Origin of the sequence: Cellulomonas sp. CW35, from assembly GCF_052378485.1 — a bacterium.
GTDB classification, from domain to species: domain Bacteria; phylum Actinomycetota; class Actinomycetes; order Actinomycetales; family Cellulomonadaceae; genus Cellulomonas; species Cellulomonas uda.
The window spans coordinates 289,898-312,967 of record NZ_CP199000.1; the positions used below are offsets into that span (position 1 = coordinate 289,898).

Consider the following 23,070-nt stretch of genomic DNA (forward strand, 5'->3'; position numbering starts at 1 on the left):
AGCGCCCCGGCAGGCCGCCTGAGCTCAGCCCACGAGGTGGCCCGGGCGACCGGGGGGACGACGAGGCCGCGCTCGTCGTCCCCCGCGGGCGCGTCCGCCGTTGGCGTTGAGAACCGCCCGGTCACGGTAGGGGAACGTCTCGACGACCCCGCCCAGGCGGGTCTGGATCCACCAGTGCTCCCACGAGATGTTCGTCTGGCGCTCGTGCATCCCGATGAACCACCGGCTCGGCGTGCCGGGCGGCAGGACCGTGAAACCCGACCCCTGGACCATCAGCTCCATCATCGCCCGTTGTGCGTCGCGCTCGCGGTGCGGGCTCGCGCCCGTCATGAACCGGGTGACGCTCCCCTGGAGCACGCCCGCCTGGTTGTCGAGCCGGCCGCGCATGCCGACGTCGTCCGTCGCCGCGTCGCGCGCCTGCGTCCGGGTTGCGTGCGTCGAACCCCTGGGTGGCCCAGGAGCTCGGAGCGGTGCTCGGGAATCGGAGGCGCAGATGCGGCTTCACGCTCCCATCGGACCCGCATCTTCGGATAGCCTGCGTCCGTCACGACGACGAAGGGGGTCCGATGGGGGCGGGAGGGCGTCACGTGCCGACGTTCCGGATCCGGGACGCGGCGGACCTCCTGGGGGTCAGCGACGACACCGTGCGCCGCTGGGCGGACAGCGGCCGCCTCGCGACGACCACCGACGCGTCCGGGCGGGCCGCGGTCGACGGCGCGGAGCTCGCCCGGTTCGCGCAGGAGCTCGCGCGCCACGCCGCGCCCCCGCCGGGCGACCTGAGCGCCGCATCCGTCCGCAACCGGTTCACCGGGCTCGTCACGCGCGTCGTCAAGGACACCGTGATGGCGCAGGTGGAGATCCAGGTGGGGCCGCACCGCGTCGTCTCCCTGCTGAGCCGGGAGGCGGTCGACGAGCTCGGGCTCGAGCCGGGCGTGCTGGCGGTCGCCGCGGTCAAGGCGACGAACGTGTCCGTCGAGATCCCGCGCTCGCGATGAGACGACCGGCTCGGTCCCGGCGGTCGCCGCGCGTCCGCCCGGTCACGGCGGCGCTCGCGGTGGCGGTCGTGACGGGCCTCGGTCTCGTCGCGTGCGCACCGGGTGCCGCGGACGCCTCGGGCTCGACGGCGGAGCCGACCGGTGGCGCGACGCTGCGCGGCGACCTGACGGTGCTCGCCGCCGCGTCGCTCACCGAGGCGTTCACGGCCCTCGGGGAGCGGTTCGAGTCCGCCCACCCCGGCGTGCACGTGACGTTCGTCTTCGCGGGGAGCTCCGCGCTCGCCGCGCAGGTCGCCGACGGCGCGCCGGCGGACGTGCTCGCGACCGCCGATCCCGCCACGATGGACGGGGTCGTCGCCGCCGGCCACGCGCACGCACCGGTCGTGTTCGCGACGAACACGCTACGGATCGCCGTCCCGCGCGGCAACCCCGGCGCGGTGACCGGGCTCGACGACCTGGCGGACCCCGCGGTGAAGGTCGCGCTGTGCCAGCCGGAGGTGCCGTGCGGGACGGCGGCCGCCGCGGTGCTCACGCGGGCCGGCCTCGAGGTCACGCCGGTCACGCTCGAGCCGGACGTCAAGGCGGTGCTCGCCAAGGTCCGCCTCGGCGAGGTCGACGCGGGCCTGGTGTACGTGACCGACGTGGTCGCCGCGGGAGACGACGTCGAGGGCGTCGACCTCCCGCCCGGCTCCGACGTGACGACCGACTACCCCGTCGCGACCCTGACCGCCGCGCCCCACCCCGACGCCGCCGCCGCGTTCGTCGACCTCGTGCTGTCCCCGACCGGCACCGAGGTGCTCTCGGCCGCCGGCTTCGGGCGACCGTGAGCCCGGCCGGAGCGTCCACGTGGCCTCGACGCTGAGCGCACGGGAACGGGCACGCCGCACGACGGGCGGCGGCGGTCCGCGGTCCGCGCCCGCGCCGCTGCTCGTCCCCGCGCTCGTCGGCATCGCGTTCCTCGCGGTGCCGGTCCTCGGCCTGCTCGTGCGCGCGCCCTGGGGCCAGGCCTGGGAGGTCCTCCGGGCGCCCGCGACCGGGGAGGCGCTGCGGCTGTCGCTGTGGACGTCGCTCGTGGCGACCGGGATCAGCCTCGTGGTCGGGGTGCCGCTCGCCTGGCTCCTCGCCCGCGCGCGCCTGCCCGGTCTGCGGCTCGTGCGCGCGCTGGTCACCCTGCCGCTCGTGCTGCCGCCCGTCGTCGGGGGCGTCGCGCTGCTGCTGGCGTTCGGGCGGCGCGGCGTCGTCGGGCAGTACCTGGACCAGTGGTTCGGGCTCACGCTGCCGTTCACGCCCGCCGCGGTGGTCCTCGCGCAGACGTTCGTCGCGATGCCGTTCCTCGTCGTGACCGTCGAGGGTGCGCTGCGCACCGCGGACCGTGGACTCGAGGAGGCCGCCGCGACGCTCGGTGCGACGCGGACCGCGGTGTTCCGCCGCGTCACGCTCCCGCTCGTCGGGCCGTCGCTCGTCGCCGGCGCGGTCCTGTGCTGGGCGCGGGCGCTCGGCGAGTTCGGCGCGACCATCACGTTCGCGGGCAGCTTCCCGGGGCGCACCCAGACCATGCCCGTCGCCGTCTACCAGGCGCTCGAACGCGACCCGGACGCGGCGATCCTGCTCAGCCTCGTCCTGCTCCTCGTGTCCGTCGGCGTGCTCGTCGCGCTGCGGGACCGCTGGTTGCGCACCGGGGCGGCGCCGTGAGCGGCCCGCGCACGGGCGCGCTCGTCGGGCCCCCCGGGCTCGTCCTCGACGCGCGCGTCACCCGCGGCGCGTTCACCCTCGACGCGGACGTGCGCGTCGCGCCGGGCGAGGTGGTCGCGGTGCTCGGCCCGAACGGGGCGGGCAAGTCCACGCTGCTCAGCGCCGCCGCCGGGCTCGTCCCGCTCACCGCGGGCCGCGCCGTGCTCGACGGCCGCGTGCTCGACGACGCGCGCACCGGAACGTTCCTCGAGCCCGCGGACCGGCCCGTCGGCGTCGTGTTCCAGAGCTACCGCCTGTTCCCGCACCTGAGCGTGCTCGACAACGTCGCGTTCTCGCCGCGCGCACGCGGCGCGGGGCGCACGCGGGCCCGGGCGGTCGCCCGCGACTGGCTCGACCGGCTCGGGCTGGCCGATCTCGCGTCGCGTCGGCCGGGCGACCTGTCCGGTGGGCAGGCGCAGCGCGTCGCGCTCGCCCGCGCGCTCGCCGGCGCCCCGGACCTGCTGCTGCTCGACGAGCCGCTCGCCGCGCTCGACGCCCGGACGCGGCTCGACGTCCAGTCCGAGCTCAAGCGGCACCTCGCGGGCTTCGCCGGCCCCTGCCTCGTCGTGACGCACGACCCGCTCGAGGCCCTCGTGCTGGCCGACCGGCTCCTCGTCCTCGAGGGCGGGCGCGTGGTGCAGGAGGGCGCGCCCGCGCACGTCGCCCGGCGCCCGGCCACGGAGTACGTCGCCAGGCTGGTCGGGCTGAACCTCTACGCGGGCGTCGCCGACGGCGACGCGGTGCACCTCGACGGCGGCGGCACGCTCGTCGTCCCGGACCACGGCGAGCGCGGGCCGGTGCTCGTCGCGCTGCGTCCGTCCGCGGTCGTCGTCAGCCCGCACCGGCCCGACGTCTCGAGCGTCCGGAACACGTGGCCCGCGACCGTCGTCGGCCTGACCATGCTCACCGACCGCGTGCGCCTGGACCTCGCGGGCGAGCCGTCCGCGCTCGTCGACGTCACGCCCGCCGCGGTCGCCGAGCTCGGGCTCGCGCCCGGCGACCGGGTGTGGCTGTCCGCCAAGGCCACCGAGCTCGAGGTGTACGCCCGCGGGTAGCGCGTCAGGCGCCCGCGTCCGCGGGCGTGCCGAACACCGTGCGGACGCCGCGGGAGAACAGGACCGAGTCCGGCGGGCGGTCCGCGACGCCCGGGAGCCCGCACGCGGCGAGGAGCCGCTCGTCGAGCGTCAGCAGCTCGGCGGTGCGCAGCGGCCAGGGCTCGTGGTGGTTGCGCAGGTAGAGGGTGCGGCCGTACGCCCGCGTGTGCAGTGCCCAGCGCGCGGTGAGGAAGTCGGCCAGCGGGTCGCCCGGCGGGAGCGGCTCGCCCGGCCGCACGACGACGCGCGTCGTCGCCTCCCGCGGACCGGGCCACCGCCGCCGCGAGGTGTACGTGAGCACGCCGTCCTGCTCGGTCACGCGCATCCGGGCCCACGTGTACGGAAGGGCGAGCGCCGCACGCGAGCCGAGGACGAACGCCAGCCGGGCCGCCTCGAGCGTCAGGAAGACGACCGCTCGGCGCCCCTGCGCGTCGACCGAGTAGAGGCGGACGTTCGTCTCGGGGAACGTGCCGAACCAGGGGATGTGCGGACCGGCCGCCGCGCCCGCGCCGACCATGCGGAACGGGACCAGCCCGACCCAGCTCGACCCGCCGTGCACGTCCGGCCGCGTCCCGGGCGGCAGGAGCGGCGCGACGACGTCCTCGTCGACCCGCCAGAGCACGAACGTCAGGTCCCGCCACGACTGCCGCAGGACTGCTCGCCCGCGCAGCGGGGGTGGGCTCGCCGTGACGGGCTCGGGCTGCATGCCCCCATCGTGCCTTCTCGCCCCCGTTCCCGGCCCTCCGTCAGAGGGTCACGAGGAGGCCCACCGCGGCCGCGAGGGCGACACACGTGAGGGCCGCCGCGGCGGCGGGTCCCCGCCGGTCGAGGGGCAGGTCACGCAGGAGCCCGGCGGCCCGCCCGAGCAGGGCCAGGGGCGGGACCGCGCGCCACACGTCGCGTTCGGCCTTGCTGCCCGCGCGGCGGACGACCTCGGGCAGGTGCCCGATCGCCTCGAGCAGAGGGCGGGCCGTGCTGCCGCGCCGGCGGTGCGGCGCCGTCCCGCGCAGGACGTGCTCGACGCCCGCCCGCACCGCGGCCGCGTCGTTGGCCCAGTGGACGCGTGCGGTGATGGTCCCGTCGGGCCGCAGGACGTACGCCGAGTTGGGCTTGGGCCCGACGGCGCGGTGGAGCGTGCCCGCCACGTCGTCGACCGCGACCTCGAACGGGACGTGCAGGTCGTCGCGCATCGCGGCTGCGTGCGCGGCCTTCTGCTCGTCCGTGCGCGGCTGCGGCAGGAGCTCGCCGGGGTGCGCCTCGCGGGTCTGCACGAGCACGAAGCGGACCCGGTCGGCGTACTCGTCGTGCAGGTCGCGCAGGTGCGGCACGGAGCTGCGGGTCACGGGGCAGGTCTGTGACCCGAACACGAGCAGCACGGGACGGTGGCCGAGCGCGTCGCTGCGGAACCGGGTGCCGTCGAGCGTCGGGAGGTCGAACGCGGGGATGCGGTCGCCGGGTGCGGGGTCGGTCGGGAGGTAGCGCATGTCGGCGAGCACGTCGCGCGTGCGCAGGTCGTCGAACAGGTAGGTGGTCGCCATGGTGGTCCCTTCGATGGAGTTGACCGATCGGTCAACCGAGTGGATACGGGTGGGCGTCGGCCTGGGGCGGAGGGTCAGCGAGGGAGGGTCAGCGAGGGGGTGAGCGAGGGCGGGTCAGCGAGGGAGAAGCAGGAGGGTCCGGACGAGGGGGCGCAGCGGGTCGAGCGCCTCCGGGTCGTCCTCGGCCTTCGCCAGGACGCTGTAGCCCTGGATGCAGGCCACGACGGCGCGCGCGGCCGACGTCGCGTCGAGGGTCGGCTCGACGTCGCCCCGGGCCTGCGCCTCACGGACGACGTCGGCGATGCGGTCGCTCCACGCCGCGAGCACCTCGGTGATGCGCGCGCGCATCACCGGCTCGTGGGCCGAGAGCTCGGCCGCGAGGTTGCCCAGCGGGCAGCCGGGCACCACGCCCAGGTGCTCGCGCATGGTGCGCATCATCGACGCGTAGCCGGCGAGGAACGCGTCCAGGCGGTCGAGCGGTGGGCCCTGCACCCCCAGCGTCTGGTCGAGCAGCGCGCACATGAGCTCCCAGTTGCGGTCGAGGACCGCGAGGCCGAGCGCCTGCTTCGACGGGAAGAAGTGGTACAGGCTGCCCTTGTTGACCCGGGCCGCCCGGCACACGTCGTCGACGCCGACGTCGGCGTACGTCGACGCGTGCACGAGGTCGCGCGCGGTCGTGAGCAGCCGCTCCCGGGTGTCCCTCGCCATGCCGCCACGCTAGAGGCGAGTTGACAGATCGGTCAACTACTGGGCCGCGGAACCGAAGGTCACGCGGGGAGACGAGCGTGGGCTGGGAGACTGGCCGGGACGACGAGCGAGCGGGAGCGTGCATGGACCTGGACGTCGCGGCGGCCCTCGAGGACGCCCGCACCGAGTACGACAAGATGGTGGCGGGCGACTGGTACCGCTACCGCCACGGGCCCGAGCTGGCCGACCTGACGACGACGACGCAGCGCACCTGCCGTCGGATCACGGCGCTGTACGACGAGGACCGCGCCGCCGCGCACGCGCTGTTCCGCGAGCTGCTCGGCACCGTCGGCGAGGGAGTCGACTTCCGCCCGCCGTTCTACCTGGACTACGGGCACCGCCTGCACGTCGGCAACCGGACGTTCATCAACGCCGACTTCCTCACGCTCGGCGGTGGCGAGATCCGCATCGGTGCCGACGTGCTGATCGGCCCGAGCGTTCGCCTGTACACCCCGACGCACGTGCTCGACCCGGAGCTGCGCCCGCAGGGCTGGGAGCGGGTCTCGCCCGTCACGATCGAGGACGGTGCCTGGCTGGGTGGCAGCGTCGTCGTCTGCCCGGGCGTGACCATCGGTGCGCGCTCGGTCGTCGGCGCCGGGTCGGTCGTCACCAAGGACGTCCCGCCCGACGTCGTCGTCGCCGGCAACCCCGCGCGCGTGGTCCGGGGGCTCTAGCCGGACGCGCCACCAGGCGACCGGTCGCGGGGGCCTCAGCCCTCCGGGTCCCACTCGGTGTCGAGGACCGCGTACAGGTAGGCGTCGTGCCACACCGGTCGGCCGGCGTCGTCGGTGCGGAACGACGCCGCCTGCCGGACGTGGCCCTCGCGGCGCAGGCCGAGGCGTTCGAGCAGCCGCCAGGACGCCTCGTTGCGGGGATCGCACCGCGCGGACACCCGGTGCGCGCCCCACTGCCGGAAGCAGACGTCCAGCAACGCGCGGCACGCCTCGGTGGCGTAGCCCTGGTGCCACTCGTCGGGGTGGAACACGTACCCGAGGCTGTAGCCGTGCCAGCCGCGCGGCTCGTCGTGGTGCAGGTAGAGGTTGCCGACGAGTGCGCCGTCGCTGCCCCGGCACACCGCCCAGAACGACGGGTCCTGCGCGCGGGCGGTGGCGAGCTCGTCGCACTGCGCACGCGTCTGCACGTCGTAGGGCTCGAACCGCACCGCCTCGGGCCGGGACAGGTACGCGTGCAGGCCCGCGCCGTCGTCGCGCGTGAACCGGCGCAGGACGAGGCGGTCGGTGCTGACGCGGGACGGGGGGCGCGCGGGGCCCACGGCTGTCATCCCCGCAGCGTCCCGCGCGGCGGTCCCGTCCGCCGCGGACCTTCGTCCGCGGCTCAGGCGTCCGTCACGCGACGCCGCGGACCGCGTGGTGCACGGCGACCACGCCGCCGGCGAAGCGGCGTTCGTCGAGCAGCTCCAGCTCCAGGCGGACCCCGCGCGGCAGCGCCGGCTTGCCGCCGCCGACCGTCACCGGGCACAGGAGCAGCACGCACTCGTCGACGAGCCCGTGCCGGAACGCCTCGGCCGCCAGGATCGCGCCGCCGATGCTCAGGTCCCCGGGTGAGGCCGCCTTGAGCTCCCGGACCGCGTCCGGGTCGAACCGCCGCTCGATGCGCGTGCGCGCCGTCGAGACCGCGTCGAGGCTGCTGGAGTAGACGATCTTGTCGGTGTCGCGCCAGATCCCCGCGTACTCACGGACGACCGCCGGCTCGTCGGCGAGCCAGTCGTCGTCCTCCCAGACGCGCATCGTCTCGTACATGCGGCGGCCGTAGAGCGACGTGCCGATCTGCCGCTCGTGCTCGTTCCAGAACGCGTGGACCTCCTCGTCGGGCATCGAGAAGTCGAACGCGCCGTGCTCGTCCTCCAGGTAGCCGTCGAGCGAGGTGTTGGCCGCGTAGATCAGCTTGCCCATGAGTGCCTCCGGCTCGACGAGGTCTCCAGCCTGCAGGTGTCCCGGCCGCACCAGCAAGAGCGTGAGGACGACGAGGTCTGGTCCCGCGCGGTCGGGCCGGGCAGGCTGGTGCCGTGCCGCTCACCTCTGTGCCCGTCGTCCCCGCCGGCTGGTTCCGTGACCGCACCCAGCCCACGCTCGCCGCCGACGGCCTCGTCCTGCGCCCGTGGCGCGCGCACGACGCCGCTGCGGTGTGTGCCGCCTACGACGACAGCGCGATCCGCCGCTGGCACGCACGCACGATGGCCGACCACGACGAGGCCCGTGCGTGGATCGCCGGCAAGCGTGCCGCGTGGCAGGAGGAGCGCGCCGCGGAGTGGGCCGTCGTCGTCACGCCCGGCGACACCGACGGCCCTGGTGCGGCGACGACGCTCGGCCCTGACCGGCTCGTCGGCCGCGTCGCGCTCACGCACCTGGACCTGCACGAGGGGTACGGCGCGCTGGCGTACTGGGTCGTCCCGGAGTCGCGGGGGCGGCGCGTCGCCGTCCGTGCGGGCACGGAGGTGCTGCGCTGGGCGTTCGAGGACGTCGGGCTGCACCGCGTTGAGGTCGAGCACTCCACCGCGAACCCCGCGTCCTGCCGCGTCGCGCACCTGCTCGGCTGCCGCCCCGAGGGTGTGCGACGAGCTCACGCCCTGCACGCGGACGGGCATCACGACATGCACCTGCACGCGCGGCTGCGCACCGACGACTGACCGGCGGGCCCGTCACCCACGCTGGGGTGTCGGACCCGCCGGGGCAGGCTTGTCGACGCTGGGCGTCGGCGTCGGGGACGTCAGGCCGCGCAGGTCAGCTGCGGGGTGCCGGGGGAGCCGGAGCCGACGAATCCGAAGCTCGTCGTCCCGCTGGCGACCACGGTGCCGTTGTACGGCGCGTTGGCGACGGTCGTCGTCGAGCCGGACGTCGTCACGGTCCCGTTCCAGAGGCTGCTCACGGACGCGCCGGAGAGCGTGACAGTCCAGGACGAGATCGCCGAGGCGCCGGCCGTCACCGTGACCTCGCCTTGGTACCCGCCGGGCCAGGTGCTCACGGCGCGGAACGTCGCGGTGCAGGTGGCCGGGCCACTGGTCGGGGTGGGCGTCGGGGTCGGCGTCGGCGTCGGGGTCGGCGTCGCAGTGGGAGTGGGAGTGGGGGTCGGCGTCGGGGTCGGCGTGACCGTCGGGTCGGGGGTCGGCGTCGTCGTCGGCGTGGGCGTCGGGGTGGGGGTCGAGTCGTCCCCGCCCTTCGTCGTGTACGGGACGACCGTCCGCGGCGCGGAGCACTTGCCGCCGCAGCTCGTCGGCAGGGAGAAGGAGTACTCGCGGCCACCGAACAGGTACTGGTCGTCGACGTCCTTGACGCGGATCCGGTAGTCGGTGCCGCCGGTCGTCGTCGGCTTCACCAGGAACGACTGGCCCATGTCGACGTTCATCGCCGCGCTCACCCAGGCGCCGCCGGTGAAGTTCTCCACGCCGTGGATGCCGTTGGGCAGGTGGTTGATCGACACCCCGGCCCACCACTTCTCCGAGCCCTGGATGAACCCGATCTCGATGTCGCCGGAGTAGTTCGGCGCCTCGATGAACTGCCAGGTCACGTGCCGGTTGCCCCAGTGCGCAGGCTCCAGGTCACCGACCGGTGCGCCGTTCTTGACGAACGTGTTGATCGCCGCGTGCGCGAGGTCCAGGTGGTACGGGTCGTCGCGGCACCACGCGTTGGGGTCGCCGCAGGAGTCCGCGACGAGCATGTCGAGCGTCGCGCCGTTGTACTTGTCCGCGACCCACGAGCCGTTGCGGCAGAACGCCTGCCCGGCGGCGCCGTCGTTGATCCCGGTGCAGTAGTCGTCGATCGAGACGCGCACCCAGCGGCCGCAGTTGCGGCCGTTGTCGAACAGGCCGAGCTTCGGGTCGTCCGCGGCCATCGGGCGCGGGTACATCGCGTAGTCGCCGGGGGTGTTGAACACGTTGAGCGCGATCCAGCTCTGCGTCTCGAGCTGGTCCTGCGGCAGCCCGCAGCCCCCGTACGGCGCGCCGAGGTTGTCGAACCACGTCGCGTTGCCGGTCACCGGGCCGGTCTCGCCGCCGGGCGGCACGGCGTGCGCCTGGGCCTGCACCCCGACGAGCGCGCCACCCGCCAGCAGCACGGCGAGCAGTCGGCTCCACGAACGGATCTTCCCGGGCGACGACATGACGAGCTCCTCTGGTGGTCAGCGATCGGCCCGAGTCTTCACCTCCGCGCGGGCCCCGGGCGGCGGGGTCGTCCCACCGGCCCGGGGCGCAAATCGATTACGCGCGGCCGGTCAGGCAGGCGGACGGCTGAAGAGGTTCACGACATTCCCGTCCGGGTCCCGGAGCAGGGCGGACCGGTTGCCCCACGGCATGGTCGACGGCGGCAGGACGACGTCCTGCGGGTCGGGCTGGAGCCGGGCGAGCTCGGCGTCGACGTCGGCGACCTCGAACTCGACGATCACCGAGCGGTTGGCCCCGGGTTCCACCGCGCCGCCGAGCATCGCCACGGTCTGCGTGCTCGCGATGGCGAGGGCCGCGCCCGGGCCGCCGAGCTGGGCGAAGACCGGGGCGGGACGGGCCGCGACCTGCCCGGTGAGGCGCTCGTAGAACGCCACCAGGCGGTCGACGTCGTCGGTGACGAGACGGATCGATGCGAACGGCACGGGAGAACCTCCAGGTCGGGGATCGGTCGTCCCAGCGTCCCGCCGGTCCGCGACAGCGTCCTGTCGGTGTTTGTGCGCGGGTGTGCCCGACGTGTCAGGAGGGGTGGTCGACGACGGGCCGCAGCACCCCGGTCGGGATCCGGAGGTCCTGCGGCCGCAGCGCACGCGGGGTGGGGCGGACCCTGCCCGCGAGCGCGGCGGCCCGGCGGGCGTCCTCGCGGGGCAGCACCGCGAGGAACTTGGTGAGGGCCGTCCCCGCCGACTCCCGGAACGGTCCTCGACGCAGCGTGCCGAGCCCGACGAGCACCGCTAGCGCCTCGTCGCGCGTGAAGGCCATCGGTCCGAGCGTCGCGGACGCGTCGATCGCGTACCCGCCCGTGCGTCCCGGCTCGGCCCAGATCGGCACGCCCGCCTGCTGGAGTGCGGACAGGTCCCGCTCGACGGTCCGCACCGAGACCTCGAAGCGCGCGGCGAGCCAGCGCGCGCTCCGGCGTCGGGGCGAGACGGCGCGCAGCTCGTCCACGAGCGCGTAGAGGCGATCCGTCCGGTTCACGGGGCGGATGCCTCGTCGCGTCCGTCCGCACGGTGCTCGTCCCAGGCGACGATGCGGGCGAGCAGCGGGACGGCGGCCTCGATCGTCTGCTTCTCCCGGGGGTCGAGCGCCTCGGCCAGCGCGAGCGTGAGCCAGTCCGTCCGGCGCCGCCGCTCCTGCTCGAGCGCGGCGCGGCCGTGCGCGGTGAGCACCAGCGGCGACTTGCGGCCGTCCGTCGGGTCCGTGGAGCGCTCGACGAGGCCCTCGTCCTCGAGCGCGCGGACCGTGCGCGCCATCGACTGGGGGCGGACGCGCTGGGCGCCGGCGAGCTCGCTGGTGGTCAGCGCACCCTCACGTGCGAGCAGCCCGAGGACCGCGGTCAGGGCCTGGGGGCGGGGGTCCTCGGCGCGTCCTCGTCTCACGAGCCGGCCCAGCTGCAGGCGGAGCTCGGCGGCCAGCAATGCGTCGTCCATGCTCGCAGCGTACCCAGACGAACAGCAGAACTGTGCAGTCTTGCTTGACATCGAGCGCCACGGCGATAGACAGTCTTGCTGTCTTTCTCGTCCCGAGTCAGGAGCCACCCCATGCCCGTCGACGCACTCGACCCCGCCACCGCCCTCGTCCTCGTCGACCTCCAGAAGGGCATCACCGCGCTCCCGACGGTCCACGACCCGGCGGTCGTCGTCGCCCGCGGCGCCCTGCTCGCCGGTGCCGCGCACCGGGCCGGGCGCCCGGTCGTCCGCGTGCGCACCGAGTTCTCGCCGGACGGCGGCGACCTGCTGCGCGGCCGCACCGACTCGCCCGGTCCCGCTGTCGCGCAGCCCGCCGACTTCTCCGACCTCGACCCCCGCGTCCCGGTCTCGCCGTCCGACCTGCACGTCGCCAAGCGCGGGTGGGACGCGTTCACGGGCACCGAGCTCGACTCGCGGCTGCGCCGCCGGGGCGTGCGCTCGGTGGTCGTCGCCGGGATCGCGACGAGCATCGGCGTGGAGTCCACCGCGCGGACCGCGCGCGAGCTCGGCTACGAGGTGGTCGTCGCGCACGACGCCGTCACGGACCTCGTCGCCGCCGCGCACGTGAACAGCCTGGAGGTGATCCTCCCGCGCATCGCGCGGCTGGACACGGCGGCGACGCTCGCCGGCCTGCTGGGCTGACGCGCGCTCGTCGTGCCTGCCTCGACGTGACAGTGATACCCCCGGGGGTATATGGTCGGGACATGGCAACGCGAGAGATCACCCTCGAGAACCTCCAGGAGACCGTCGCCGGGAACGGGATCGTCCTCCTGGACTTCTGGGCGCAGTGGTGCGGACCGTGCCGGTCGTTCGGCCCGATCTTCGAGGCCGCGTCCGAGCGGTACCCGGACGTCGTGTTCGGCAAGGTCGACACCGAGGCGCAGCCCCAGCTCGCCGCAGGCTTCTCCATCACGTCCATCCCGACGCTCATGGCGTTCCGCGACGGCGTGATCCTGTTCGCCGAGCCCGGGGCTCTGCGCGCGAACGACCTGGACCAGCTCGTCGACGCGATCAAGGCCGTCGACATGGACACGGTCCGCGAGCAGCTCGCCGCCGAGCGCGCCGCCGTCTGACCCCGCACCCCCACCACCTCGAGGAGAACCCCATGTGCTACCCCGCCACCTGCAAGACCTGCGGCAAGACGACCTGGAAGGGCTGCGGCCAGCACGTCGCCGACGTCAAGCGTTCCGTCCCCGCGTCCCAGTGGTGCCCCGGGCACCCCGACGCGCCCTCGTCGGGCGGCTTCCTCGCACGCCTCTTCGGCCGCTGACCCCCCGGCCTGACGAAGGAGAGCGACGAGTGACGAGGAACCGACGGACCGCGCTGGTCCCCGGCGCGGTCGTCCTGGCCGGCGCCCTCGCGCTGGCGGGCTGCACGAGCACGCCGGCGGGCATCGAGATGGACGCGGACACGGTCGTGATCGACGTGCGCACGGCCGCCGAGTACGACGCCGGGCACCTCGAGGACGCCGTGAACTACGACGTCCAGAGCCCCGGCTTCGCCGCCCAGGTCGCCACGCTCGACCCCGAGGGCAGCTACGTCGTGTACTGCCGCACGGGGAACCGCGCGGGCGTCGCCGTCGACCGCCTGGAGGACCTCGGCTTCGACGACGTCCAGAACGCCGGTGGTCTCGACGACGCCGCGCGGGCGACCGGCCTCGACGTCATCTCCTGACCCCTCGCCCGACGAGCCTGCCCGCCCCTACCGGCGCGACCAGACCTGGTTGGCCGAGCCCGTGCACGTCCAGAGCAGCACCGCGGTGTTGTTGGCCGTGAGGTTGTGGTCGACGTCGAGGCACAGCCCGGACCGGACCCCGCGGATCGTGCCGTTGCCCTCGAGCGTCCACTGCTGGTTGGTGCCGCCGTTGCAGTCCCACAGCTGCACACGCGTGCCGGCGGTGGCGCTCGGGGCCGCGTCGAGGCACTTGCCCAGCGAGCGCAGCGTGCCGTCGGTGCCCGCGGTCCACGTCTGGTTGGCCGCCGAGTGGCAGTCCCAGATCACCAGGCCCGTGCCGTTCGTCGTCGCGCTGTTCGGCACGTCGAGGCAGCGTCCCGACGAGGCGCTGACCAGGCCCGTGCCGGTCGGCGGCGGCGGAGGCGGCGGGGTCGAGCCGTCGCTGGTGCTCACGCGGAACAGCGCGACGCCGTGCTGGGCGACCTGCGCGGAGATCTGCCCCGTCGTCGTGCCCGTCGCCCCCGTCCAGACCTCGCGGTACTGGTAGGTGCCGGAGCCCAGCCCGACCTGGCCGAGCGTCGTCGAGATCTGCCTGCTGCCGTTGCCGCGGTTGAGCAGCGCGACGGCCACCGAGCCGTCCGCGAGCGGCTTCGCCCACACCTCGGCGTCACCGTCGTCGCGCACCCGGTCCGCCTGGCGGACCAGCGGGTCCTGGTCGATCGCGAGGACGTCGCGGTTGGTGAGGACCGCACGGACGTCGGAGCTCATGTTCCGCAGGTCGTTGCCCGCGACGAGCGGTGCGCCGAGCATCGCCCACATGCTCATGTGGGCGCGGTTCTCGGTCGGGCTGAGGGCGCCCCGCACCCCGACCATCAGCATGTCGGGGTCGTTGTACTGGCCCGGCTTGGTCCACTCGCGCATGGGTTCGACGATGTCGAGGGCCTCGGTGATGCCGACGAAGCAGTCGGCGGACGGCGAGCAGCCGGTCGACCAGGAGGCGGACAGGTCCTCCGACGTGCGCCACATGTCCGCGAACGCGCCCCAGCCCGAGTAGGTCGGGGCGGTGTTGGAGTGCGCGCTGTTCGGGTTGATCGAGTAGACGATCGGGCGGCCGGTGGCCTTGAGCGCGTCGCCGAACCGCTTGAAGACGGTGGCCTGCTCGCTCACGTTGCCGCGCGGGTCGCACCAGTCGTGCTTGACGTAGTCGACGCCCCAGGACGCGAACAGGTTCGCGTCCTGCTGCTCGCGCCCGTACGACGACGTGCCGGGCAGGTTGGCGAAATACTGGTTGCAGGTCTTCTCGCGGGGCGCGTGGTAGATCCCGAACTTCAGCCCCTTGCCGTGGATGTAGTCGCCGAGCGCCTTCATCCCCGACGGGAACCGGTCGGTGCGCGCCCGCAGGTTGCCGTTCGCGTCGCGCGTGTCCTGCATCCAGCAGTCGTCGACGACGACGTACTGGTACCCGGCGGCCGCCATGCCCGAGCTGACCATCGCGTCCGCGGTCTGCCGGATCATCTGCTCGTTGATGTTGCAGTAGAACGTGTTCCAGCTGTTCCAGCCGAGGGGCGGCAGCGGCGCGGGCTCCGCGACCGTGGGTGCGGCGGCCTGGGCCAGTGGCGCGGCCTGGGCCAGTGGCGCGGCGGCCTGCGCGCCGCCCGTGCCGAGCGCGAGGCCGGACACCGTCAGGGCGGCCGTGGCCAGCGCGGCGCACCAGCGGCGACGACGAGACGTTCTCATGGGGCACTCCCTCGTGCGGTGAGGTCGCGGCCGGCTGCCGCGAGGTCGTGGTGCAGGCGCTCCGCCCGGTCGGAGCTGCATGAGAGCGCTCACATCACTCGCATCGTCGCAGCGGCGTCCCCGTCCGCAACCCGCTGGGCGCGGCCTGAAACAGTTACGGCAGGACCTCGGGGCGGCGCCCGGCCGCACGCGCGGGAGCTCGCCGGCGGATGACGGCGGCGGCGGCGGACCTCGTCGCCGGGGCCGACGACCTGCTGACCCTCGCCGTGCGCTACGGCTACGGGTCGGCCGAGGCGTTCGGGCGCGCGTTCCAGTCGGTGCACGGGCTGACTCCCGGTCAGGCCCGGCGTGACGGCGGACCCTTCCGCACCCAGCCCCGCCTCAGGTTCCGCCTGACCGTCGAAGGAGCAGCACCCATGGACGTCCGCCTCGCGGCCGCCCTGCCCTCGGGACCGCCGGCAAGTTCATAAGGGCACAGGGTGGATGCCTTGGCCCCTCCAACCCGTGGCGGCTGCGGCCCGGACCGGAGGTCGTCGCGGTCGTCGACCGCGCTGACGACTTCAGCACCGCCACGGTCGAGCTGTGGCTACCGGTCGAGCCGGGCTGAGCCGACGGGCAGCGCGTCGAGCCACGCCTGCCAGGCGGGCTCGGCGCGACGCCCGTGCTCGGGCGCGTCGTCGGAGAACCACGAGGCCCGCACGATCGCGAGCGCGTCACCGTCCTCGCCCGGCCACACCCCGACGCTCAGCAGGCCGGGGACGGGCGCGTCGAGCAGCACGACCGCATGCCGCTCGGCGACGTGCTCGACGCTGCCCGTGGCGCCGTTCGCCGCCACGACGGCGCCCGCACCGGTCAGGCCCAGCTCGTCGCGCACCACGGTCCACAGCGCCGCCTCGTCGGCCGGGAACGACGCGCTGACGTCCATGCGCGTGGCGGCCTGCCCCGCGAAGTGCCGCAGGTAGGCGCGCAGGGTGTCGAACGACGGGAGCCAACCCGGTCCCAGCGTGTCCCACCACTCCTGCTCCCAGTCGGCCCCGACCCCGAACCCGCTGGTGGTGACCCGCACGACGCACGTGCCGCCCGAGCGTGCCTCGACGAGGAACTCCGAGGTCAGCGGGCTCAGCTCGGCCGGGTCCTTGCCCATGAGGGCGGCCCAGTCCTCCTCGTACTCGAGGCGCCGCGGCGGGTCCCAGCCGGTGACCCGGCCGTCCGAGCCCATGTCGGGACCCATCGCGAAGTGCAGCGACCCGCCCTCGTGCTCGTCGAGGTCGGTGGGCAGGAACCAGGCGCTCATGCCGGTGGCGGTGGCGATCGCGTCCCACACCTGGTCCGGCGTGCCGGGCACCTCGACGCTGAACTCCAGGCGGTACGGGACGTCGGGGTTCGGGCTCATGTCTCCTCCTCGGGGACGGGGTGGGCGGCGACGACGAGGCGGTGCGGCCGTCCGTCGTCGTGGTGGTAGCGCGCGGCCAGGTCGAGCACGGCCGCGGTGAGGTCCTCGGCGAACGCCGCACGGTCGGCGGCCGAGCGGAAGCCGATCGTGGTGTCGACCGTCATCGTCGGGAGCCGGCCGCCCGACGAGCCGGCCCGCCGCGCGAGCGACCCGACCTCGCGGACCAGGCGGCCGGCGAGCGCGAGCAGGTAGGTGGCCGAGAGGTGGTCGGCGGTGGCGGCCGGGTCGGCCGCGGACGGGCTGACGGCCGCCGGCGAGACGACGTACGCCTGCGCGGAGGCCTGCAGCACGCGTTCGGTGATGCCGCCGTGGCGGCGCTCGTCGGCGAGCTCCACGAGGCCGTGGGCCTCGAGCGAGCGGAGGTGGTAGTTGACCTTCTGGCGGGCCATGCCCACCCGGGCTGCCAGCCCCGCGGCCGACGCCGGCACCCGGAGCTCACCCAGCAGCCGGGCACGCACGGGGTCCAGCGCGGTCGCCGCCGCGCGCGCGTCCTCGATGACCTCGACGTCCTGCATGACTCCACCGTGCGCCTTGACAAACATTGTTGTCAATACCTCGACGGCGGACGGTCGGGCGTCTCCCCGCGCGTCCGGCGGGCGGGTCGCCTAGCGTGGCCGGTCCGGGCGTCGATCGGTGAGGGGGCACGGCCCATGGGCGGTCCGACGCATCACGACGTGCTGGTCATCGGCGGCGGCAACGCCGGCATCTCGCTCGCGGCCAAGCTGCGGCGCGACGGGTGCCGTGACGTCGCGGTGGTCGACCCCCGCGACACGCACCACTACCGCCCCCTGCTGTCCTACGTCGCGTCGGGCATGGCGACGCTCGACGACCTGCGCCGACCCGAGCGCGACGTCGTCCCGGTCGGCGTGCGGTGGTACCGCGACGAGGTCACGGGCGTCGACCCGCAGGCGTCGCACGTGCGGCTCGCGAGCGGCCAGGTGCTCCACGGCACCGACGTCGTGGTGTGCCCGGGGTCGCAGGTCGACTGGGACGCGGTGCCGGGCGCCGAGGCGGCCATGGCGACGCCGGCCGCGGCGACCAGCTACCTGCCCGAGCTCGCCGCCAAGACCTGGACAATGCTCTCGTCGCTCACGAGCGGGACCGCGGTCTTCGCGGTCTGCGACCGCCACGTGCCGTGCAGCCCCGTGGCGCTCAAGCCCCTGCTCACGCTCGCCGACCACTGGCGCCGCACGGGCGTGCTCGACGCGATCGACATCCGGCTGGTCCACGAGGGTGACGCGCTCGTCGGGCAGGAGCGGGCGGACCGCGAGCTGCGCGCGGCCGCGCGGCGGTTCGGCGTCGACGTGCGGATGCGGACCAGGGTCGAGAGCGTCGACCCACAGCGCCGCGTGGTCCGCGTCTGGGGACCGGACGGGCCCGACGAGGTGCACTACGACGCGTTCTACCTCGCGCCCCCGCACCGCGCGCCCGCGTGGATCGCCGGGTCCGGTCTCGCCACGGCGGCGAGCGACGGCTTCGTCGCGGTGGACCCGTACACGCTGCAGCACGTCGAGCACCCCACGGTCTGGGGCCTCGGCGACGCCGCCGACGTGCAGACCCCGCCGTCGGGCGGCGCGCTGCGCAAGCAGGTGCCCGTCGTCGCGCACAACATCGCCGCACGCCGCACGGGCGCACCGATGCGGCGGTACCGGGGCTACACGGTCGCCCCGGTGACCACCGACCGGCGGCGGCTGCTGCTCGGTGAGTTCGACCGCGACGGCACGCCCGACCCGACGTTCCGGTTCCCTGACCTGGTGCGCCCGCGGCGGTCGCTGCTGGCCTTCGACCGGTACCTCGAACCGGCGGTCTACTGGCACCGCCTGCTCAAGGGCAAGGTGTCCTGACCCGCTCGTCCCTCAGGGCTGCATGTCCCCGAGCTGGCCGACGCCCGTGACGGCGAGGACGAACAGGACCGCGCCGACGACGACGGCGACGACGTGCGGCAGCACCACGTGCGGCATGCGCCACGACCGTCGGACCAGCCGCCGCACGGTCGCCGGGTCGAGCCGCCACGGAGGGTCCCCGCGCCAGTCGGGCTCGTCGCCCTTGTACGACCACGAGACGTCGATCCGCGGCGAGGAGAAGCCCGTGAGCCCCGTCGGCAGGTCGACGCGGTTCAGGTGGAAGGACGCGACCTCGAGGTCGCGCATGCGCGAGTAGTAGCGCACCTGGTGGACCTTGGTGAGCGCGTCGATGGTCCAGAACCCCAGCGCACTCACGGCCGCGAGGCCGAACAGCGCGTAGTGGTCGTGCTGGAACCCGAGGACGAGAGCGGCGAGGGAGAGCGTGACGGACCAGCCCTTGATCGTGAGCAGGCGGCCGTCGAAGTCGGACACCACCTTGACCAGCAGCTCGTACTCGCTGCGCATGGTGGCGGCGAGCGCGGCCGCGTCACGGCGGGGCGGCGGGCTCTCGTCGGAGGCCTGGTACGTCGAGTCGGTGGCGTCGTCGCCGGGCATACCGCCCATTGTTCAGCGACGGGCCGCGCAGGCAAAGGCGAGCCGTGTCCTAGTCGCCGGTCTGGTGCGGGTGTCCGGGTCCGGGTCCCGGGCCCCCGGGCCGCTTCGCCGGTGTGACGGTCACCAGCGCCGACTCCGAGATGCTCACGCCGCCCGCGGTCGCGGTGGCCGTGACCCTCACGTGCCCCGGCCGGGTCGCGGTCAGGACGCCTGCGGCGGTGACCGTGGCCCCCGCCGTGTTGGTGTCCATCGGGGCGATCCGGTAGCCGTACGTCGTGCCGGGGAGCGCCGGGACCAGTCGGGCGGAGAGGCGGACCGCTCCGTGCGTGGCGGCGTGGAGCGGCACGCTGCGGTCGGCGAAGTCCGCCGCGGGGCTGTGGGTGTCGGGGAACGCGCTGCCCGAGGCGTCGAGCGCACCGGCGGTCACGACGACCGGGAACGTGGTCGAGCGCGTCTCGCCGTCGGCGGTCGCCTTCGCCGTGATGAGGGCGGTGCCGACGCGCCGCGGAGCGACGGCACCGGGCGACGAGCAGCTCGGCTCGTCGCCGGACCGGACTAGACCTCCAGGCGGTCATGCATCGCCTTCTCGAGGTAGTCGAGCACGCTCCAGGCGACGTACACGCGACTGTCGGTCTCGTGGTCCCAGAGGAAGATCTGCTTGAGCCCGCTGAGGCTCATGAAGAACTGGTCTCCGTTCCCCGGGTCGCCGAAGAAGACCAATCCCTCGAACGGCATGTAGAGCTCGGGGAACACCTTGTGCGTGCGGAAGAGCGCGTTCTCGCGGCCGATGCGCGCCGCGTCCCAGAGCAGGCCCTCGCCGGTCTCCGCGACGATGCCGTTGGACTCGGCGAGCAGGGTGCGCAGCCCGTCCGGCAGTCGATGGCCGAGCTGCGCCTCCGCCGCCTCGATCTCGTCCGGCGTCGCGGGGTCGCTGAACTCCGCCTCGCCCCAGGCCGCAATCCGGTCGATCTGCATGGCGGCATGGTGCCCCAGGGAGGGCTCACGTGGGCGCGGTGCTACTCCCTGTGGATGACGAGGAGCCTCGTGAGGAAGTGGGCGGCGACGGTCGCGCGCGCGTCGGACTCCCGCGGGAGTCCGACGCCGTCGGCCACGTCACGTGCGGGCGGCGACGAGCACGAACGAACCGAGCCGGGTCTGTACGGGCGTCACGCTCGCGACCTCGATCCCGGCGGCGCGCACGAGCGCGGGGATCGCGTCGAGGTCCGCGTCGGGCTGCGGGTCGCGTCGGGTCCGACGAACGGCGAGCCCGTGCGTGTGGTTCTCGCCGAGGAAGTCGAGGACGTGGAGCCGCCCGCCGGGACGCAGCACGCGCCGTGCCTCGCGGAACGCCGGGATCTTCGCCTCGTCGGGCAGGTGGTGGAGCATCAGCGAGGACAGCACGACGTCGACGCTCTGGTCGGGGTAGGGCAGCGCATCGGCGAACCCGTGGTCGAGCCGCACGTCGAACCCGCGGCGGCGGGCCTTGCGTGCCGCGCGGGCGAGCGCCGCGCCGTCCGGGTCGAGGCCGGTGGTGTCGACCCCCGGCACGAGCCGTTGGGCGAGCAGCAGCAGGTTGCCGGTGCCGCAGCCGGTCTCGAGCACCCGGTCACCCGGCTGCAGGCACGCCTCGCCGAGCAGCCGGCGGTGCAGGCGCTCCGCTCCGACGAGCCGGGAGAAGGGGTCGTAGAGCGGCAGGAGCCACACCTTGCCCATCGGTGGCAGGTGCTCGCGCTCGCCTTCCGTGGCCGTGCTTCGGGTCGACATGGACGTTCTCCCTTCGGCGGTCCGCCCCGGTGCGGGTGGATTCCTCCAGCGTGGACGGGTCGTCCGTCGTCGACCAGGACCGCGGGCAGGGAGGAGTAGGACGATGTTCCGATGGACGACGACGCGCTCCTCGACGCGGCGTCCACACGCCTGCGCCGCCACCGGCCGGACGGTGTCCCTGTGTACGCGTGGGTCGGGCAGCCGGGCCGGCCGCCGGTCAGCCTGATGTGGTTCGGCGGCCCCGGGTCGGGAGCGCGACCGTCGGCCGTCGAGCACCGCCACGCGCACGACTTCCTCGTCCTCGCGTACGTCGAGCAGGGCGGCAGCCGTCTGCGCGCGGGCGACGTGGAGTACGACGTGACGGCTGGCGACGTGCTCGTCGTGCCGCCCGGGCAGGTCGTCGGACCCGTGGGACCGCGGCCGTTCGACGGCGTCGTCCGGGCCGTGTTCTTCCCGCCCGACGCGGTCGAGGGACGCAGCCCCGGTGCGCTGCGCTCGTGGCGTCGGCACCCGCTCCTCCTGCCGTTCGTCGGGCCGGGCACGAGGACGGTGCGTCGACTGCGCGTCCCGGAGGCCGACCGGAGCCGCTGGTCCCAGCGGCTGGCGGACCTCGAGGCGGAGGTGGCGCGGGGCGACGCGGTGGGGTCACCGGAAGCGGCGGTCGCCCATCTGACGCTCCTGCTCGTCGACGTCGCGCGCCTCGTCGACGACGCGCACGAGGGGTGGGACGACCCGCTGCTCGCCGCCACGTTCGAGGTGCTCGCCCGGCGGTTCGCCGAACACCTGTCCCTCGGGGACGTCGCGGCCGAGCTCGGTCTCACCCCGGGGCACGTCACGACGGCCGTCCGGCAGCGCACGGGCCGGACCGTGCAGCAGTGGCTCGTCGAGTACCGCATGGCCGAGGCCCGCCGGCTGCTCGAGGACGGCGACCTGCTCGTGGGGCTCGTCGGGACGCGCGTCGGGTACCCGGACCCCGCGTACTTCGCGCGCGTGTTCCGCCGGTCGCACGGGATGTCCCCCGCCGCGTGGCGGCGCGCGAGCCGAGGCACGTGATCAGACCGTTGCCCCCGGCGCGGGGACCGGGCGGGTCACGCCGGGTGTCCAGGCACGGGACCAGGTCCAGGCCGTGCTCGCCCACGTCGCGGGCGTCCGGCCTCAGTGGTCGTGGCGGTGGTGCGCGTCGGGGTAGTGCTCGTGGGTGTGCGTCAGCGCCTCATGCGTGTGCACGTGGCGATGCCGCACCCCGGGCGCCACGAGCTCGCCGGGTGCGTGCTCGTGGTCGTGGTGCCCGTCGTCGTGCGTGTGCCAGTGCTCGTGCGTCACGGCCTCGTGGTGGTGCTCGTGCGCGTGCTCCTCACTCAGGTGCAGCCACGTGCCCACGGCCATCAGCCCGCCGGCCGCCAGCAGCTCCCACGTGACCGGGTCACCGAGGGCGACCGCGAGCACCGCGCCGAAGAACGGCGCGACCGAGAAGTACGCGCCGGCGCGCGCGGTCCCGACGTGCCGCAGACCGACGATGAACAGCACGAGGCTCAGCCCGTACGAGACGAAGCCCAGACCCAGCGCCGCGGCCGAGGTGGCGAGCCCGGGCAGCTGTGCGCCGAGCACGAGCGCGACGACGAGGTTCGTCGGACCTGCGACCGCGCCCTTGACCATCGCGAGCCACGTCGCGTCCGTGAGCGAGACCTTCCGGGTCAGGTTGTTGTCCAGGGCCCAGCACGCGCACGCCCCGACGATCGCCGCGGCCGGCCACAGGCTGGTGACCTCGGCGTGCCCCGTCGGCACCGCGATCACGACCGCGCCGGCCACGATCGCCAGCATGCCCAGCACCACCCGACGATCCGCCGGCTCGCGGAACACCACCCACGCGACCACCGCCGTCAGCACGCCCTCGGCGTTGAGCAGCAAGGACGCGCCCGAGGCCGGCATCGACGACAGCCCGACCATCAGCAGCACGGGCCCCGCCACGCCCCCGGCCCCCACCGCTCCGACGAGCCACGGGACGTCCCGACGCGGGAGGTGGACCCGTGGGGCGCGGCGCACCCGGCGCCACACCCCCATCCCGACACCGGCACCGACGTAGAGCAGGCCGGCCAGCAGCCACGGGCTCACCTCGCCCAGCAGCAGCTTCGCCACCGGCGCGCTCGCCCGAACAGGACCGCGGCCCACAGCGCCGCCTGCACGCCCGCGTTGCGCAGCCCTCGCCTCGACTCGATCACCCACCCATCGTCGCCC

At 74.5% G+C, this 23,070-nt stretch carries 31 protein-coding genes; 13 read left to right on the top strand and 18 right to left on the bottom strand.

Translation table 11 applies throughout. The features are described 5' to 3' along the window. Positions 1-24 precede the first annotated feature (24 nt). A complete protein-coding gene (locus ACT17Q_RS01395; RefSeq protein ID WP_444664222.1) occupies positions 25-387 on the bottom strand; it encodes a hypothetical protein in 363 nt (120 codons plus the stop codon). Between the two features lie 200 nt (positions 388-587). Between ACT17Q_RS01395 and ACT17Q_RS01400 the strand changes: the two genes are divergently transcribed. From ACT17Q_RS01400 to ACT17Q_RS01415, 4 genes are all read left to right on the top strand, one after another. Further along, the gene (locus tag ACT17Q_RS01400; RefSeq protein WP_444664224.1) at positions 588-995 is read left to right on the top strand and encodes a TOBE domain-containing protein; all 408 of its coding nucleotides are present in this window, start codon (positions 588-590) and stop codon (positions 993-995) included. 68 nt (positions 996-1,063) lie between these two features. Further along, the gene (gene modA, locus ACT17Q_RS01405; RefSeq protein WP_444664225.1) at positions 1,064-1,822 is read left to right on the top strand and encodes a molybdate ABC transporter substrate-binding protein; all 759 of its coding nucleotides are present in this window, start codon (positions 1,064-1,066) and stop codon (positions 1,820-1,822) included. A gap of 19 nt (positions 1,823-1,841) precedes the next feature. Next, on the top strand, positions 1,842-2,687 hold the full coding sequence (locus ACT17Q_RS01410; RefSeq protein ID WP_444664227.1) for an ABC transporter permease: 846 nt from the start codon (positions 1,842-1,844) through the stop codon (positions 2,685-2,687). Next, positions 2,684-3,781: an ABC transporter ATP-binding protein gene (locus ACT17Q_RS01415; protein WP_444664229.1), complete on the top strand. Its 1,098-nt coding sequence runs from the start codon at positions 2,684-2,686 to the stop codon at positions 3,779-3,781. Before ACT17Q_RS01410 ends, ACT17Q_RS01415 begins: the two co-directional genes overlap by 4 nt. A gap of 4 nt (positions 3,782-3,785) precedes the next feature. Here ACT17Q_RS01415 and ACT17Q_RS01420 read toward each other — a convergent pair whose 3' ends face one another. From ACT17Q_RS01420 to ACT17Q_RS01430, 3 genes are all read right to left on the bottom strand, one after another. Next, positions 3,786-4,526 (bottom strand): YqjF family protein, encoded by a 741-nt coding sequence (locus ACT17Q_RS01420; protein ID WP_444664231.1) that lies wholly within the window; start codon positions 4,524-4,526, stop codon positions 3,786-3,788. Positions 4,527-4,566: 40 nt separating this feature from the next. Then, positions 4,567-5,358, bottom strand: coding sequence for a TlpA family protein disulfide reductase (locus ACT17Q_RS01425; protein WP_444664233.1), 792 nt, complete (start codon positions 5,356-5,358; stop codon positions 4,567-4,569). A gap of 114 nt (positions 5,359-5,472) precedes the next feature. Next, on the bottom strand, positions 5,473-6,066 hold the full coding sequence (locus tag ACT17Q_RS01430) for a TetR/AcrR family transcriptional regulator (RefSeq protein WP_444664235.1): 594 nt from the start codon (positions 6,064-6,066) through the stop codon (positions 5,473-5,475). A 122-nt stretch (positions 6,067-6,188) separates the two neighbouring features. Here ACT17Q_RS01430 and ACT17Q_RS01435 point away from each other — a divergent pair, with 122 nt between their 5' ends. After that, on the top strand, positions 6,189-6,779 hold the full coding sequence (locus ACT17Q_RS01435; protein WP_444664237.1) for a maltose acetyltransferase domain-containing protein: 591 nt from the start codon (positions 6,189-6,191) through the stop codon (positions 6,777-6,779). A gap of 35 nt (positions 6,780-6,814) precedes the next feature. On the opposite strand, the gene ACT17Q_RS01440 is transcribed toward ACT17Q_RS01435, so the two are convergent. After that, positions 6,815-7,387: a GNAT family N-acetyltransferase gene (locus ACT17Q_RS01440; RefSeq protein WP_444664239.1), complete on the bottom strand. Its 573-nt coding sequence runs from the start codon at positions 7,385-7,387 to the stop codon at positions 6,815-6,817. 64 nt (positions 7,388-7,451) lie between these two features. Beyond that, positions 7,452-8,018 (bottom strand): dihydrofolate reductase family protein, encoded by a 567-nt coding sequence (locus ACT17Q_RS01445; RefSeq protein WP_094181209.1) that lies wholly within the window; start codon positions 8,016-8,018, stop codon positions 7,452-7,454. A 113-nt stretch (positions 8,019-8,131) separates the two neighbouring features. Between ACT17Q_RS01445 and ACT17Q_RS01450 the strand changes: the two genes are divergently transcribed. Further along, positions 8,132-8,752, top strand: a complete 621-nt coding sequence (locus tag ACT17Q_RS01450; protein WP_094181208.1) for a GNAT family N-acetyltransferase — start codon at positions 8,132-8,134, stop codon at positions 8,750-8,752. Between the two features lie 80 nt (positions 8,753-8,832). Here the strand turns inward: ACT17Q_RS01450 and ACT17Q_RS01455 are convergent, their stop codons facing one another. The 4 genes from ACT17Q_RS01455 to ACT17Q_RS01470 all read right to left on the bottom strand — a co-directional run bounded on the left by ACT17Q_RS01455 (position 8,833) and on the right by ACT17Q_RS01470 (position 11,709). After that, on the bottom strand, positions 8,833-10,221 hold the full coding sequence (locus tag ACT17Q_RS01455; RefSeq protein WP_444664241.1) for a cellulose binding domain-containing protein: 1,389 nt from the start codon (positions 10,219-10,221) through the stop codon (positions 8,833-8,835). A 111-nt stretch (positions 10,222-10,332) separates the two neighbouring features. Continuing rightward, positions 10,333-10,704, bottom strand: a complete 372-nt coding sequence (locus tag ACT17Q_RS01460; RefSeq protein ID WP_444664243.1) for a VOC family protein — start codon at positions 10,702-10,704, stop codon at positions 10,333-10,335. Between the two features lie 94 nt (positions 10,705-10,798). Further along, positions 10,799-11,257, bottom strand: coding sequence for a helix-turn-helix transcriptional regulator (locus ACT17Q_RS01465; RefSeq protein WP_444664245.1), 459 nt, complete (start codon positions 11,255-11,257; stop codon positions 10,799-10,801). Beyond that, positions 11,254-11,709, bottom strand: a complete 456-nt coding sequence (locus tag ACT17Q_RS01470; RefSeq protein WP_268531239.1) for a MarR family transcriptional regulator — start codon at positions 11,707-11,709, stop codon at positions 11,254-11,256. The genes ACT17Q_RS01465 and ACT17Q_RS01470 overlap by 4 nt, the downstream gene beginning before the upstream one ends. Positions 11,710-11,820: 111 nt before the next feature. Here ACT17Q_RS01470 and ACT17Q_RS01475 point away from each other — a divergent pair, with 111 nt between their 5' ends. The 4 genes from ACT17Q_RS01475 to ACT17Q_RS01490 all read left to right on the top strand — a co-directional run bounded on the left by ACT17Q_RS01475 (position 11,821) and on the right by ACT17Q_RS01490 (position 13,422). Beyond that, the gene (locus ACT17Q_RS01475; protein WP_268531238.1) at positions 11,821-12,390 is read left to right on the top strand and encodes an isochorismatase family protein; all 570 of its coding nucleotides are present in this window, start codon (positions 11,821-11,823) and stop codon (positions 12,388-12,390) included. Between the two features lie 62 nt (positions 12,391-12,452). Next, a complete protein-coding gene (locus tag ACT17Q_RS01480) occupies positions 12,453-12,821 on the top strand; it encodes a thioredoxin family protein (protein ID WP_094181202.1) in 369 nt (122 codons plus the stop codon). A gap of 32 nt (positions 12,822-12,853) precedes the next feature. After that, entirely contained in the window at positions 12,854-13,018 is a 165-nt protein-coding gene (locus ACT17Q_RS01485; RefSeq protein WP_094181201.1) for a hypothetical protein, read from the top strand. Between the two features lie 29 nt (positions 13,019-13,047). After that, a complete protein-coding gene (locus ACT17Q_RS01490) occupies positions 13,048-13,422 on the top strand; it encodes a rhodanese-like domain-containing protein (RefSeq protein ID WP_444664248.1) in 375 nt (124 codons plus the stop codon). A 27-nt stretch (positions 13,423-13,449) separates the two neighbouring features. Here ACT17Q_RS01490 and ACT17Q_RS01495 read toward each other — a convergent pair whose 3' ends face one another. After that, positions 13,450-15,159 carry a glycoside hydrolase family 27 protein gene (locus tag ACT17Q_RS01495; RefSeq protein WP_444664250.1) on the bottom strand — a complete coding sequence of 570 codons (1,710 nt, stop codon included), beginning with the start codon at positions 15,157-15,159 and terminating at the stop codon, positions 13,450-13,452. 209 nt (positions 15,160-15,368) lie between these two features. On the opposite strand from ACT17Q_RS01495, the gene ACT17Q_RS01500 reads away from it, so the two are divergent. Further along, positions 15,369-15,629, top strand: a complete 261-nt coding sequence (locus ACT17Q_RS01500) for a hypothetical protein (protein WP_444664252.1) — start codon at positions 15,369-15,371, stop codon at positions 15,627-15,629. 116 nt (positions 15,630-15,745) lie between these two features. Here the strand turns inward: ACT17Q_RS01500 and ACT17Q_RS01505 are convergent, their stop codons facing one another. Both ACT17Q_RS01505 and ACT17Q_RS01510 read right to left on the bottom strand, forming a co-directional pair. Next, a complete protein-coding gene (locus ACT17Q_RS01505; protein WP_444664254.1) occupies positions 15,746-16,552 on the bottom strand; it encodes an SRPBCC family protein in 807 nt (268 codons plus the stop codon). Beyond that, positions 16,549-17,127 carry a winged helix-turn-helix domain-containing protein gene (locus tag ACT17Q_RS01510; protein WP_268531232.1) on the bottom strand — a complete coding sequence of 193 codons (579 nt, stop codon included), beginning with the start codon at positions 17,125-17,127 and terminating at the stop codon, positions 16,549-16,551. Before ACT17Q_RS01510 ends, ACT17Q_RS01505 begins: the two co-directional genes overlap by 4 nt. 135 nt (positions 17,128-17,262) lie before the next feature. On the opposite strand from ACT17Q_RS01510, the gene ACT17Q_RS01515 reads away from it, so the two are divergent. Continuing rightward, positions 17,263-18,456, top strand: coding sequence for an NAD(P)/FAD-dependent oxidoreductase (locus tag ACT17Q_RS01515; protein WP_444664257.1), 1,194 nt, complete (start codon positions 17,263-17,265; stop codon positions 18,454-18,456). A 12-nt stretch (positions 18,457-18,468) separates the two neighbouring features. Here ACT17Q_RS01515 and ACT17Q_RS01520 read toward each other — a convergent pair whose 3' ends face one another. The 4 genes from ACT17Q_RS01520 to ACT17Q_RS01535 all read right to left on the bottom strand — a co-directional run bounded on the left by ACT17Q_RS01520 (position 18,469) and on the right by ACT17Q_RS01535 (position 20,835). Further along, a complete protein-coding gene (locus tag ACT17Q_RS01520) occupies positions 18,469-19,071 on the bottom strand; it encodes a hypothetical protein (RefSeq protein WP_444664259.1) in 603 nt (200 codons plus the stop codon). 49 nt (positions 19,072-19,120) lie between these two features. After that, positions 19,121-19,498, bottom strand: coding sequence for a hypothetical protein (locus ACT17Q_RS01525; protein WP_444664261.1), 378 nt, complete (start codon positions 19,496-19,498; stop codon positions 19,121-19,123). Between the two features lie 128 nt (positions 19,499-19,626). Then, positions 19,627-20,046, bottom strand: a complete 420-nt coding sequence (locus ACT17Q_RS01530; RefSeq protein ID WP_268531229.1) for an SMI1/KNR4 family protein — start codon at positions 20,044-20,046, stop codon at positions 19,627-19,629. Between the two features lie 138 nt (positions 20,047-20,184). After that, positions 20,185-20,835, bottom strand: a complete 651-nt coding sequence (locus tag ACT17Q_RS01535; protein ID WP_444664263.1) for a class I SAM-dependent methyltransferase — start codon at positions 20,833-20,835, stop codon at positions 20,185-20,187. Positions 20,836-20,946: 111 nt separating this feature from the next. On the opposite strand from ACT17Q_RS01535, the gene ACT17Q_RS01540 reads away from it, so the two are divergent. Further along, positions 20,947-21,888, top strand: a complete 942-nt coding sequence (locus ACT17Q_RS01540) for a helix-turn-helix domain-containing protein (protein ID WP_444664265.1) — start codon at positions 20,947-20,949, stop codon at positions 21,886-21,888. A gap of 102 nt (positions 21,889-21,990) precedes the next feature. On the opposite strand, the gene ACT17Q_RS01545 is transcribed toward ACT17Q_RS01540, so the two are convergent. Further along, on the bottom strand, positions 21,991-22,971 hold the full coding sequence (locus ACT17Q_RS01545) for a DMT family transporter (RefSeq protein ID WP_444664267.1): 981 nt from the start codon (positions 22,969-22,971) through the stop codon (positions 21,991-21,993). Between the last annotated feature and the right edge of the window lie 99 nt (positions 22,972-23,070).